This window comes from Enterococcus sp. DIV0660C (assembly GCF_017316125.1).
In the GTDB taxonomy this organism is placed as follows: Bacteria; Bacillota; Bacilli; order Lactobacillales; family Enterococcaceae; genus Enterococcus_B.
In genome coordinates this window covers 14,341-27,157 of the sequence record NZ_JAFLWA010000031.1, presented here as the reverse complement: position 1 = coordinate 27,157, position 12,817 = coordinate 14,341, and the positions used below count along the sequence as shown (strand labels likewise).

10 protein-coding genes are annotated in these 12,817 nt (G+C 37.4%); 5 read left to right on the top strand and 5 right to left on the bottom strand.

The features are described from left to right. Positions 1–36: 36 nt before the first annotated feature. Positions 37–390 carry a YxeA family protein gene (locus DOK81_RS08300; protein WP_206909982.1) on the top strand — a complete coding sequence of 118 codons (354 nt, stop codon included), beginning with the start codon at positions 37–39 and terminating at the stop codon, positions 388–390. A 97-nt stretch (positions 391–487) separates the two neighbouring features. Here DOK81_RS08300 and DOK81_RS08295 read toward each other — a convergent pair whose 3' ends face one another. After that, positions 488–1,492: a nucleoid-associated protein gene (locus tag DOK81_RS08295; RefSeq protein WP_206909980.1), complete on the bottom strand. Its 1,005-nt coding sequence runs from the start codon at positions 1,490–1,492 to the stop codon at positions 488–490. Positions 1,493–1,670: 178 nt separating this feature from the next. Between DOK81_RS08295 and DOK81_RS08290 the strand changes: the two genes are divergently transcribed. The 3 genes from DOK81_RS08290 to DOK81_RS08280 all read left to right on the top strand — a co-directional run bounded on the left by DOK81_RS08290 (position 1,671) and on the right by DOK81_RS08280 (position 3,745). Next, entirely contained in the window at positions 1,671–2,522 is an 852-nt protein-coding gene (locus DOK81_RS08290; RefSeq protein ID WP_206909978.1) for an aldo/keto reductase, read from the top strand. Positions 2,523–2,538: 16 nt separating this feature from the next. Further along, a complete protein-coding gene (locus DOK81_RS08285; protein WP_206909976.1) occupies positions 2,539–2,784 on the top strand; it encodes a hypothetical protein in 246 nt (81 codons plus the stop codon). A 247-nt stretch (positions 2,785–3,031) separates the two neighbouring features. Continuing rightward, positions 3,032–3,745, top strand: coding sequence for a hypothetical protein (locus DOK81_RS08280; protein ID WP_206909974.1), 714 nt, complete (start codon positions 3,032–3,034; stop codon positions 3,743–3,745). A gap of 85 nt (positions 3,746–3,830) precedes the next feature. Here DOK81_RS08280 and DOK81_RS08275 read toward each other — a convergent pair whose 3' ends face one another. After that, on the bottom strand, positions 3,831–5,210 hold the full coding sequence (locus DOK81_RS08275; protein WP_206909973.1) for a phosphatidylinositol-specific phospholipase C domain-containing protein: 1,380 nt from the start codon (positions 5,208–5,210) through the stop codon (positions 3,831–3,833). 152 nt (positions 5,211–5,362) lie between these two features. Continuing rightward, entirely contained in the window at positions 5,363–7,813 is a 2,451-nt protein-coding gene (locus DOK81_RS08270) for a hydroxymethylglutaryl-CoA reductase, degradative (protein ID WP_206909972.1), read from the bottom strand. Positions 7,814–7,997: 184 nt separating this feature from the next. Here DOK81_RS08270 and DOK81_RS08265 point away from each other — a divergent pair, with 184 nt between their 5' ends. Next, positions 7,998–9,158: a hydroxymethylglutaryl-CoA synthase gene (locus DOK81_RS08265; protein ID WP_206909971.1), complete on the top strand. Its 1,161-nt coding sequence runs from the start codon at positions 7,998–8,000 to the stop codon at positions 9,156–9,158. A 94-nt stretch (positions 9,159–9,252) separates the two neighbouring features. Here the strand turns inward: DOK81_RS08265 and DOK81_RS08260 are convergent, their stop codons facing one another. Together DOK81_RS08260 and DOK81_RS08255 are read right to left on the bottom strand one after the other, a co-directional pair. Beyond that, positions 9,253–9,999 (bottom strand): class I SAM-dependent methyltransferase, encoded by a 747-nt coding sequence (locus DOK81_RS08260; protein ID WP_206909970.1) that lies wholly within the window; start codon positions 9,997–9,999, stop codon positions 9,253–9,255. Between the two features lie 91 nt (positions 10,000–10,090). Further along, on the bottom strand, positions 10,091–12,766 hold the full coding sequence (locus DOK81_RS08255) for a cation-translocating P-type ATPase (RefSeq protein ID WP_206909969.1): 2,676 nt from the start codon (positions 12,764–12,766) through the stop codon (positions 10,091–10,093). Between the last annotated feature and the right edge of the window lie 51 nt (positions 12,767–12,817).

The window sequence follows — 12,817 nt, the reverse complement described above, 5'->3', positions numbered from 1 at the left end:
TTTTTTCAGGAATAATAGAGAACAGAGGTGAAAAATATGAAAAAAATAATTGGATTAGTTGCCCTACTAGCCGTCTTTATTGGTGGAAGTATGTTCGCTTATAATTATTTTTATGGTGGCGAAACTTACTATACTGAAATTACTACAAATGGGGAAAAGCATACTGAACGCTCTGATAACGGAGAATCCTATACCACATATACGTATAAACAAAATGCTTACAATAAAAATGGGGAAGCGAAACAAGTTACTTTAAATGAAGCGAGAGAACGGCCTTTAAAGCTAAACGCCTATTTAAAACTTAAGGTCAATCCACGTAAAGGCGTCATGAGTTGGGAAGAAGTCAAAGAAACTGATGTTCCTAAAGAAGCATTAGAAAAAATGGAGTAACGTTTCATGATCTTGAAATAAAAAGCAGCTCAGATATATCTGAACTGCTTTTTTTCTTGCTTTCTATTTCACTTATCGTGGAACGATCTGACTTTTCTTATAGTCGATTCAACACTTCGTCGACATTCTTGATCATTACAGAGATTGTTCCATCTGGATTGTTCACAAATTCGATCAAATCTGGATTACGATAAACATCTACTGGAACAATCAATTCAATTCCATTAGATAATTTGAACTTTTGTTTGCCAAATTTTTTCTCTGAGATTTCTTGTACTTCTCTTACAGGAATTGCTTCTGGAACAAAACCATGTTCTTGTACTTCTTCTTTAAAAGCCATCTTAGCAGAGATATTTTCTTTGAATACTTTTTCAGCAATCATTTCGTGATCAAGACGACCTTTTTCTTCGATGGTATCGTAAACAGCTTCTTTCAAATCTGCAACCATATCAAACTCTTCCGTTTCAAATTTCTTTCCTATTTGTTTCGCCACTTTTTGGATCACTTTGACATTTTGTTCTAACGAAGGTGCTGGTACACTTTCGATCACTTTTTCTGAGAAGTACCACTCTTTTTTTCCAGAAAATTCATATTTTTTCTCCAAGAGTTCATAAGATAACTCCCGCAGATTGACTGCAATTGCTTCATCTGCTTTTTGAGATTTAGAGCCTAAAATTGCACGATTCAAGATCAATTTGTTTTCAATTCCCGTTTCATCTGCCTCAACAAAATGAGTATATGATTCACGATAGTTTACTTTTAATAGTGCTACATATAATTCTGTATCTATTTCATACATCACAATAAATACATCAGCGCTTGGTGCTTCTTCACTTTCTTGATAGATTTCATACCAGCGCGTTACGATTTCTTCACTCGCTACGATAAAATCGTCAGAAAAGTGTTGGATACTTTTAGCAAAATCGCTGTCTTCTGCCAAATGCCCCGTTTTAGTTTGCGCAGAAGAAATTTTTTGAATTTTTTTTTGCAAAAAATCACGAATGAAGTCCTTCGTCAAGTCCAATTCTTTTTGTGAAAAAACAGGTGAACCTGTTTCACGATCAATAATATGCAAGATTGCCTTCTTTAAATAAATATCCATGTGCTCATTCCCTTCTTTTCTAGTGTACTGAAAAAATAAAAAAAAGCTAGCATCATCAAAAAGATTTTTTCTCCATATTTCTTTTTCCTTTTTCGCTAGAAAAATCAAAGCACGAGGCCTTACTTTTTGTAAAAAATGCGCTAAACTAGAGAAAGAAAAGAGAAATGGAGATGTGAATATGGAAAACTTAACAAGCACGTATCGTTTAGCAAATGGTTATGAAATCCCAGTCGTTGGTTTTGGTACTTGGCAAACCCCTGATGGCGATGTAGCTGTTGCCTCTGTGAAAGAAGCATTAGCAGCTGGTTATCGTCATATTGATACAGCACAAGGCTACAAAAATGAAGAAAGTGTTGGTCAAGCAATCAAAGAAAGTGGTATTCCTAGAGAAGAGATTTTCTTAACAACGAAATTATGGAATACCAATCATAGCTATGATCTAGTAATGTCTTCCTTTGAAGAGTCTTTAGAAAAACTACAAACAGACTATCTTGATCTTTTTCTTATTCATTGGCCAAATCCAATTACCTTCCGTGAAAACTGGGAAAAAGCAAATGCTGAAACTTGGCGTGCTTTTGAAGAGTTATATGAAGCAGGTAAAATCAAAGCAATTGGTGTAAGTAATTTCTTACCTCATCATTTAGATGCTTTAGCCAAAACAGCAAGCATCATGCCAATGGTGAATCAAATTTTCTTAGCACCTGGTGAACTACAACCGGAAGTCGTGGACTATGCTCGGCAACATGATATGATTCTTGAAGCTTACAGTCCTTTAGGAACGGGGAAAATTTTTGATGTTCCTGAAATGCAAACAATTGCTGAAGCCCATGGAAAAACAATCGCACAAATCTCCTTACGCTGGTCATTACAACATGGTTTTTTACCTTTACCTAAGTCGGTCACACCAAGTCGAATCAAAGAAAATACAGAATTATTTGACTTTGAATTAACTGAAACAGAAATGGCACAAATCGATTCATTAGATGGCGTCGTGGGTAAAGCTAAAAATCCTGATACAACTGAATTTTAATTGAGTAGGTGAAAGTATGAACCCTATCCAAAGATTAGAAGAATTACCCGAAGAGATTCTTCAGACATTTCATCCAGATTTTATCTTTTTGATTGAATCAGATAAAATCCAACACTTTCCAGCCAGAAATATGTCACATAATCAAAAAATCCAAGAGATCAAAAAACGCTTGGATCATTCGTTGATGGTGACTCACTGGAAAGATCATGAAATTATCTACTCACCAGAACTAAACGTTTTTGCGTTACTACCAAAAGAGTAAAGAAAGCTTGGACAATTTTTTGTCCAAGCTTTCTTTTTTGACCCTTTCTCTTCTTTTCTTATTTTTTGAGGGAAAATTTTTTATTGGTTTCCCCCCTTAATCTAAAAAAACAAAAATTTTCGACAAAAAAGAACGATTATTGGAACATTATGCGTACTTACATAAGTTTTTTCCTTTAAATCCTTTTCAATTGGCAAAATTTTTCTTATAATCGATAAGGTATGAGTGAAGGAGAGAAATCAAAAATATGAAGAAAAAACAAAAACAAAAATTATTAAATCAATTTCGTCCCTCTTTAGATGGAATTAGAAGTCAACTATTCAATTCATTAGAAGAAGAAAGTTTACGTCGTTATGGCTTACCCTTACAAGTAATGCTTGATCCAAAGAATCGTCAGATCTTAACAATTGGGTTGGCTGGAAATTCAAATGAATCCACTCGCATCAACGTGCCAATTGATGATAACTTTACGAGCGTGTTGAAACGTATTCGTTCTGGCGAAAAAGATATCTTTGAACGTTTTCGCGATAACCTATTGATCGAAATCGTTTCTTACTGGAACGACCAACGAATGAAAAACAATGAACCAACTGCTGAAGTTGTTTCAACACCAGTGGCTCCTGCTACTGAAGCGCAAGAAACAAAAGAAAAATCAGTTGCAACTGAAGAAGTCAACGTAGAACCTGTCACTGAAAAAGCGCCAGCAGCTACATCTGACTTGAACTTTGATCAGTTTGCAGCCGCTGTTGCAGAATATCCAAAATTCTATGTTGAAAAAACAGCAGATACTGCAATCATCTTTGAAAAAACAACAGATGAACCTCGTAAACTCGCTGAAATTTCAATGACAACAGTCAACGAATTTACCATTGAAAAAGCACTTGAACGAAAATACAAAGTGAAATTAACACTTGTACCATTGATTGAACAATTTGCAGCAATGCCTATTGCTAATCGCTAATAAGAAAAAAGATGACCGCCATGCGTCTATCTCTTTCGTTAGACAAAAAATCTAATGAAAGGATAGACATGGCGGTCATCTTTTCTTATCTGATTACATTTATCACAAATTTTTGATTTGTTTCTCCCGTATATGGGAAAGTAATCAACTCACCTGAAGGATCATGCACACTGCTTTTTACATCTAAATAAAGATTACTTGCACAATTTTTCAAGTAGTATACCTTGTTCTTGCCATGTTCTCCTGCTGGAATGAGTTGCCACAACCCCCTGTTACTGTCATCCGCACCTTCAATCACCACATTATATCTTGAGGTATTATAAGGCGTAGTCGCTTGTCTTAATGCAAGATGGCCATAGTCATATGTATGTATGCGATAGGCTTTTGCGTTTGAATCGTACCACATTTGCCATTTTTGATTACTTCCATTGTTATTAGGGTAGATAATTCCACTATTAAAACTTTTATACCAATCAATCACTTTATTCGTGTCCAATAGTGTTTGAATCGTCACAATTGAACTAGAATATTCGCCATGTTTCTCTGGATTTTTTAGTAATCGGTTATTTAGATCAATAATGGTATTCACTAATTCACTACCTGGATAGTCAGCCGCTACGATGCCCACATGTTTCACTTGATTATTTCGGATATAATTTACAGTGAATGGGTTCATTTTTTCTGCAAAACCTTTAATTTGGTAAAAGAAATTTGATGCACTTAAATAATTAATATACTTAATATTATCTGTTCCTTGACTCTTTGCGGCTTTTGCCAATTGCTGTTCAATCGCCCAGCGTTTATCTGCAGGATCTGCGGGATCCCAATAATCTTGGATATCAAATTGACTTGGGTAAGGAATTCCCACACTATTTCCTAAAAAATTACGTAAAATAACAATTTTCCCTCTAGTTTCTCCCAAAGTTGGATTACTACGCCCATAATAAAAGAAGTCTTTCCAACAACTATTTTTCAGGTATTTTTCGTTTAAAACTTGATTGAATACTTGGTCACTTACTGAACTATTCTCTTGTTTTAAGCGCATATACACAACTTCGCCCGGATTTTTTCTAAGAAAGCTTGTGACGCTATTCAGGACATCTCCAAACATTGAATTTAAGTAATACACACCATGATGCATTGCAAACGAACCATTTGTTTCACACACACGTGCGTCTAAGAACCGAATGCCATTATTTAATTGCCGAGTGATGTCAATACTTTGTGTCTTAGCATATCCGAGTCCTGTACTGTTCTTGATCCCATGTGATGCTGAATCATGTGTTCCCGGGATTGACAGTTCTGATAAACGTGTATTATCTTTGAGGTCGCTCATCCAAGTTTGATTTCTTGCTCGCCCCTCCCAATAATAATCAAACATATCCGCGTCTACCTTTACAGCCGGCAAGACACAGCCCAAAAATATAACCCCTACTAACAACCATCCCCATATTTTCTTTTCCATCGCTTCTCTCCTTCGTTATTTATTTTTGTTTCCTCTTTATTTTATCACCTACCAAATCAATAACAAAAGGAATAACTTAAGTAATGTTAGTGTTCTTTAAAAAAACTGAGGCAAGAAATTTGCCTCAGTTTTTTCTATCGATCAAAAATATTTCATTCTTTTGTTTGCCGAAGTTCCGCTAATATTTTCTTCGCAATCTCTTGGTTCATTTTTTCCATACTTCTTAGTATCTGGGCCACTTGCTCGATTTCACTGCCCTTAGCACCCACTGTCATCGCTAATGCTCTTGCTTGAAGTGACATATGTCCTTTTTGGATACCATCCGTTACTAAAGCACGCAATGCTGCCAAGTTTTGAGCTAGACCAACGGCTGCAATTAGTTGTGCAAGTTCTTTTGCAGAATCGACTTTTAGTAGTTCAAAAGAAGCTGCAGCTTTTGGCAACACCTTTGATGCGCCACCAACACTTGCAACTGCTAACGGTAACGTGATTTTTCCATCCAAGCCACTCTCAGTTACACGCCATTGTGTTAAACCTTCGTAGCGGCCAGTTTTAGCAGCATAAGCATGGATAGCTGCACCAGTTGCCCGAGTATCGTTACCTGTTGCTAAAATAACTGCGTCGATTCCATTCATGATTCCTTTGTTATGCGTTGCTGCACGATAAGGATCTAATTTCGCGTATTCTGCCGCTTGTTGGATTTTTTTTGCAATTTGCTCGCCCATTTGACGATCAGAAGCGAAACGCTCAAATGGAATCGTGCAACGAGCTGTCGCCAAAGATTCAGTAGCTAGATTACTTAATATACTGAATAAAATTTCTCTTTCTGGAAACCATCCACGAATTTTTGTTGCTACGCCCTCTAAAATGGCATTGACAATATTGGCTCCCATGGCATCTTTTACATCAATTAAGAAATCAATTGACAAGTAAGCTAGTTCTTCTCCTTGAAACTCACGACTTGTAATTTCCCTTACACCACCACCACGTTTCACAATTGAAGGATAGCTCTCATTTGCACACAAAATCAATTCTTCTTTACGTTCTTCAAGTGCTTGAATGATTGCTTGATACTCCGATTGACCGGCTAGAACAATTTGTCCACGCATCAATCGCTGTGGTGTTTCTGCTTTGATATTTCCGCATAGTTTCGCACCATTACTGGCTGCTGCAATCACTGAAGGTTCTTCTGTAGCCATTGGAATCCATTTTTTAACTCCATTAATTTGAAAATGTTGAGCGACTCCTAATGGAATTTCAACTTCACTGATTTGATTTTCAATCAGATGATTCGCTATTTCCTCAGGTAAAGTTTGTTGCGCAAATAGGTCGGCAGTATTCTCCGTTAACGCTCCTTCTTCAACTAACTGCTCCCGACGTTGCATTGGCGTCAGCTGATAGAACTTTTTTTTTTGCAGAGACTGCTCCTCATTCAGTTCTAAATTTGCTTCCAGCAGCATCGCTAATCCTAGCCCACCACCGATACATAATGAAGCAATTCCGTAACGCTCTTTTTCTCTTAATAATCCGTAGCCTAAAGTTGTCAAAATTCGAGCACCACTTGCACCAATTGGATGACCTAAAGCAATACTACCACCATAAATATTTACTTTGTCACTTTCCAACTGGAGTTCCTGATTCACAACAAATGAAGAAGCTGCGAAAGCCTCGTTGATTTCAAATAAACCAATCTCTGCTAAAGAAACATCCGTTTTAGCCATCAAATGATTGATAGCAGTAATTGGCGCAATCCCCATCATTGATGGATCGATGCCAACTTCTGTTACTGCTTTGATTGTTGCTAAATAAGGAAGATCATTTGCGATAGCGTATTCTTTTGAAGCTAAGATCAATACAGAGGCTCCATCATTTAATGGTGAGGCATTTCCTGCTGTTACTGTCCCATCTTCAGCAAATACGGTACGCAGTGTTTCTAATTTTTCTATCGTGCTGTTCCCACGAACAGATTCATCTGTTGCTAGCCATTGCGATTCCGTAATTTCAATAGGGATGATTTCCTCCGTAAAAATTCCGGCTTCGGTTGCTTTAGCTGCTTTAAGTTGAGAAGCAAGTGCATATTCATCTTGTTCTTTTCTAGTCACGTGATAGTGTTGGGCAACATTTTCAGCTGTTAATCCCATATGAGTATTTGAAAAAGCATCGGTTAATCCATCGTTGACCATGCTTGAAATTGGTTCACCATAACTATTTGTTTCAGATTCATAAGATTGAAGCAAAGGTGCTCTGGACATACTTTCCGTCCCACCAGCGATAACGACTTGTGCCTCACCTAATTGGATCAATTGACGTGCCAAAATAACTGCTTTCATTCCTGAACCACATACTTCATTGACAGTCATCGCGGGTACACTTGTGGGAATCCCACTGTTGATTGAAATTTGTCTAGCAACATTTTGGCCATTACCGGCTTGCAAAACATTTCCAAAAATGACTTGATCAATTTGCTCTTTGCTGATACCAGCTTTTTTCAATAATTTTTTCGTAGTCAATGTTCCTAATTCGACAGCAGAATAACGGCTCAAGCTCCCACGGTATTTACCTATGGGGGTTCTTGCAGCATCTATAATTACGACTTCTTTCAAGTAAGCCACCTCCTACAAAAATATAACATTCTTTCAAGTAAAAACAAATAGCTCACCACTCTCGATCATTTTTTCCACTTGAAAATTTTAACAATCCTTAAATATTGTCTTTTTTATATTTCTTTTAAAGATTTTATGATACTTTATTAAAGTAAGTTTTAATTATGAGTGAAGAGGTGTTGAAATGAAAATCGGGATTGATCGTCTTTCCTTTTTTATTCCAAATTTATATTTAGACATGACTGAGCTAGCTGAAAGTCGTGGAGATGATCCTGCCAAGTATCATATTGGTATTGGACAAGATCAAATGGCGGTTAACCGCGCAACAGAAGACATCATCACTTTAGGCGCGAATGCTGCTAGTAAATTGGTTACAAACGAAGACCGTGAACAAATCGACATGGTCATCGTCGGAACAGAATCCGGTGTCGACCATTCAAAAGCAAGTGCGGTCATTATTCATCGTTTATTAAAAATCCAACCATTTGCTCGTTCTTTCGAAGTAAAGGAAGCTTGTTATGGGGGAACCGCTGCTTTACATATGGCCAAGGAATACGTCCGCAATCATCCTGAACGAAAAGTTTTAGTGATTGCCAGTGATATTGCTCGCTATGGTTTAGCAACTGGCGGAGAAGTTACTCAAGGTGTTGGAGCTGTAGCTATGATGGTCACTGCAAATCCAAGAATTCTTTCAATTGAAGATGACAGTGTCTTTTTAACGGAAGATATCTATGATTTCTGGCGCCCAGATTACAGCGAATTTCCTGTTGTTGATGGTCCGTTATCAAATGCGACATATATCGAGTCTTTCCAAAAAGTTTGGCAACAACATAAAAAACAAACTGGTTTGACCTTGGAAGACTATCAAGCATTATGCTTCCACATTCCTTATACAAAAATGGGAAAAAAAGCATTACAAAGTGTTTTAGCTGAAACAGATGAAGAAAACCAATCACGTTTATTGACCCGTTATGATGAAAGTATCCAGTATAGTCGTCGTGTTGGTAATTTATATACTGGCTCGCTTTACCTTGGTTTGATTTCCTTGCTTGAAAATTCAACAGCTTTACGTACCGGTGACCGCGTTGGGCTATTTAGTTATGGTTCTGGAGCAGTCAGCGAATTTTTTACTGGAACTTTGGAAAAAAATTACCAAGATTTCCTAGACAAAGAAGATCATCAAGCTTTATTTGATAATCGCCAACAAGTTTCTGTAGCAGAATATGAACAAATTTTTACTGAAGTTCTACCAGAGCATGGCCAACAGGCAGAATACAACAGTGACGTGCCATTTTCAATTTATAAAGTAGAAAACGATATTCGTTATTATAAAGAAGTAGAATAAACAGCAAAAGCTCCGTACAAATCTTTTTTGATTTGTATGGAGCTTTTGCTTTCAATTATATATACGCTAAAAAGATAAATTAGATCTATCCTTGTTAATTTTTTGGAGAACCCTCTTTTATCTGCCAAAGTAACAGCCGATAAGTTACGGTCGTTGTACTGATAAGTTCATTTTTTTTGTTAAATAACTTTTCGATTGTTTCTTTCAATTCAGCTGTCATCTCTGATTCGTAATATTCAGTCAATAATTCTCTTGAGATCGTTTCCTTGATTTGATACGTAAAGTCTTTTTTCTTAACTAAAATTTTTTTACTCTGTAAAAATGCTTCTATCTGATTACTGATAGTGGGTGTAACGTTTGGGTCTTCCACTGCTAAGCCTAACGCATCATCGATTATTGTAAAAAGATCATCTTCTGATTTGATTACTCGTACCATGACGCACCATTTTTTTGCTTTTCTCATTAGCTTTTCCACTTGTGCTATTTCAGTAAAAGCTGGATTTGACGCTGAAAAAATCACTTCATACTGCTTCGCTGAATTCAAGAATGCATCAAACGTTTGTTTCTTGAACACCACATTTGACACTTTAGAACGTTTTGCTTTTTGTTGCGCGTACTTTAACATTGCTGCTGAAAAATCGCTTAGCTCGTACTTGCCAACCTGTTCAGCAAGTGCAGGTAGGTAACGGCCTGCCCCTCCTGCTACATCTGCTAGTGAGGCTGCAGGCAAAACAGATTCCTTAGATAAGTAATCGACAAGATCTGTGACGATTGGAGTCTGTGACTCTTCTTGAATAATGTAATATTCTTCAGCAAATTCATCCCATGCTACTTCATCCATTTTTTTCATCCTTAATTTCAAAAAAGAAGTATGCTAATCACTAGCACACTTCTTTTTATTTTTATCTAACTAGTTTGTGATTAATCAATCGCTATTCTGTTACTTTTCCATTTTGGACACGAACAATAATCAATTTTGTGATTTCCATTAAAAGAATTGTTACAACTGCCAGACCCAAACACGTCAAGACTTCTGATACGCCAAAGGCTGACGGAATAGAAAAGACTTCTTTGAGACCCGGAATCATTGTTAAGCTAAACAAAGCACTACATACAACTACCGCAAGCAAGACAACTTTATTTGAGAAGAAGCCAGCTTGGAATGCAGTTTGTGTATTGGAACGTGCTGGGAATGTTTGCAATGTACGACACCAAATCAAAGTTGTAAATGACATTGCTACGCCAAATTCAGGTGAATGTTGCATCCCTAACCACTGAGCAAAGATAACAGCGACACCAATCAAAATTCCGCGATAAGTTACTGAAATCAGCGTTCTGCCTGTAAAGATACCTGTATTTGGATCTCTAGGTGGTCGACTCATTGTCGCAGGTTCTGCTTTTTCTGTTCCTAAAGCAATCGCAGGTAAAGAGTCATTTACTAAGTTGATGAAAAGCAACTGTAGTGCCGTGAATGGATTTGACCAGTCAGCAACCAATGCAAAGATGATTGCAATGATGGCACCTAAGTTTCCAGCAAATAAATAAGCAACAGCTTTTTTGATATTATCAAACACATTACGTCCAACTTCTACCGCACTCACGATTGAAGCAAAGTTATCATCTGTTAAGACCATTGCCGCAGCATCTTTGGCAACATCTGTACCAGTTCCCATAGCAATCCCAATGTCTGCTTGTTTCAATGCAGGGGCATCGTTGACACCATCACCTGTCATCGCAGAAATATGTCCTTTTGCTTGCCAAGCGCGAACGATTCGGATTTTATTTTCAGGCGAAACACGTGCGTAAACAGTCACATTTTCTAAGATATTCATCAATTCATCTTCGGATAAAGCATCTAGTTCTGTACCAGTTAACGCTTGGTTTCCTTCTTCAAAAATGCCGATTTCCTTAGCAATTGCAACCGCAGTTGTTTTGTGGTCCCCAGTAATCATCACTGTTTTGATTCCTGCACTACGTGCTTCTTCAACAGCTTGCGTTACTTCTTTTCTTGGTGGATCAATCATTGCCAAAATCCCAACTAAAATAAGATCATTTTCGTCGTCAAATGTTAAGTCTAAGTTATCGATTGGACGATAAGCAAAAGCCAACACACGTAAAGCACGATTAGAAAACGCTTCGTTTTGATTTTGGAAGTTTGTCATCAATTCATCTGTCATCGGCACAACTTCACCATTCAACAAAACCTTTTTACTACGGTTAAAGACAATATCTGGTCCACCTTTAACTAGCAAATATTTCTCATTATCAAATGTGTGCGCCGTTGACATCAATTTACGATCTGAATCAAATGGCAACTCTGCTTCACGAGGGAAGTTTGAACGGATTTCTTGATATGGTTGATTTAATTTTTCACTAAAATCAATAAAAGCAACCTCAGTTGGATCACCCAGTTTTGTTCCGTCTTCACTGATTGAAGCATCGTTTGCTAACACAGAGATTTCAATCAAGCGACGTTCATCAGCAGACCATTTTTCCGGATTATCCGTAAAGTCTCCTGAGTCACCATTGGCTAAGTAATAATCAACAACAGTCATTTTATTTTGGGTCAGAGTACCGGTTTTATCCGTACAAATAATGCTTGTTGAGCCTAATGTTTCTACTGCTGGTAACTTACGAATAATCGCATGACGTTTAGCCATTTTATTTGTTCCTAAAGATAACACGATTGTAACAATTGATTGCAAAGCTTCTGGAATTGCAGCTACAGCAACAGCTACAGCAAACATTACAGCACTGACAATATCAGCAGTTAAGTCACCAGTACCTTCACCAAGGAAAATACGTAATAGTTGGATGCCTAAAATCAACAATGATAAAGCAAGAATGGCTAAACTTAGCTTCTTACTAAATTTGTCTAGTCCACGTTGTAGTGGTGTTGTTTGTTCTGTTGTACTTTCTAACAATCCAGCCACTTGTCCGATTTCAGTGTTATTTGCAGTTGAAGTAACCAAGAATTTCCCACGGCCGTAAGTCACGATTGTTCCACTAAAGACCATATTTACACGATCACCTATCGGAACAGTATTTGTGATTTCAACAACCTCTTTTTCAGCTGCAGTCGACTCACCTGTCAACATACCTTCATCTACTTGTAACGAGCCGGCTTCGATTAAACGACCATCCGCTGGAACATAGTCTCCTGCTTCAAGTAATACTAAATCACCAACTACTAGTTCTTTGGCCGGCACTGTTTTTTCTTTACCATCGCGAATGACACGAGCATCGGGTGCCGAGAGACTTTTTAATGCTTCTAATGAACCTTCTGCCTTTTTTGCTTGTACCACACTGATAACCGAGTTAAGCATCAATACTGCAAAAATAACGAAGAATTCAACGTATTCTCCCATGATCATTTGAATAAGCGCAACAATCAGTAACACAATTACCATCGCATCTTTGAATGTTTCTAAGAATAACTTCCAAGTCGGTTTTTTTGGTGCTTCTTTCAGTTGATTTAGCCCGTCTTTTTCTAGTTTTTCTTTTGCAAGCGTCGTGCTCAAACCCTCATTTGAGCTGTGTGTTTGCTGCATCAACGAATCAATTGGTTCTTGATAGATCACTCGTTGTGCTTGTTCCTTGTTTTCCAAATTTCATCCCCCATTTAATCTTTTTGCTTCTGGCATCATTTGCCTGAAAAA

Excerpts from the sequence above, each read along its gene's own strand:
- DOK81_RS08300 (WP_206909982.1), top strand. The coding sequence starts at position 37 with ATGAAAAAAATAATTGGATTAGTTGCCCTACTAGCCGTCTTTATTGGT.
- DOK81_RS08295 (WP_206909980.1), bottom strand. The coding sequence starts at position 1,492 with ATGGATATTTATTTAAAGAAGGCAATCTTGCATATTATTGATCGTGAA.
- DOK81_RS08290 (WP_206909978.1), top strand. The coding sequence starts at position 1,671 with ATGGAAAACTTAACAAGCACGTATCGTTTAGCAAATGGTTATGAAATC.
- DOK81_RS08285 (WP_206909976.1), top strand. The coding sequence starts at position 2,539 with ATGAACCCTATCCAAAGATTAGAAGAATTACCCGAAGAGATTCTTCAG.
- DOK81_RS08280 (WP_206909974.1), top strand. The coding sequence starts at position 3,032 with ATGAAGAAAAAACAAAAACAAAAATTATTAAATCAATTTCGTCCCTCT.
- DOK81_RS08275 (WP_206909973.1), bottom strand. The coding sequence starts at position 5,210 with ATGGAAAAGAAAATATGGGGATGGTTGTTAGTAGGGGTTATATTTTTG.
- DOK81_RS08265 (WP_206909971.1), top strand. The coding sequence starts at position 7,998 with ATGAAAATCGGGATTGATCGTCTTTCCTTTTTTATTCCAAATTTATAT.
- DOK81_RS08260 (WP_206909970.1), bottom strand. The coding sequence starts at position 9,999 with ATGGATGAAGTAGCATGGGATGAATTTGCTGAAGAATATTACATTATT.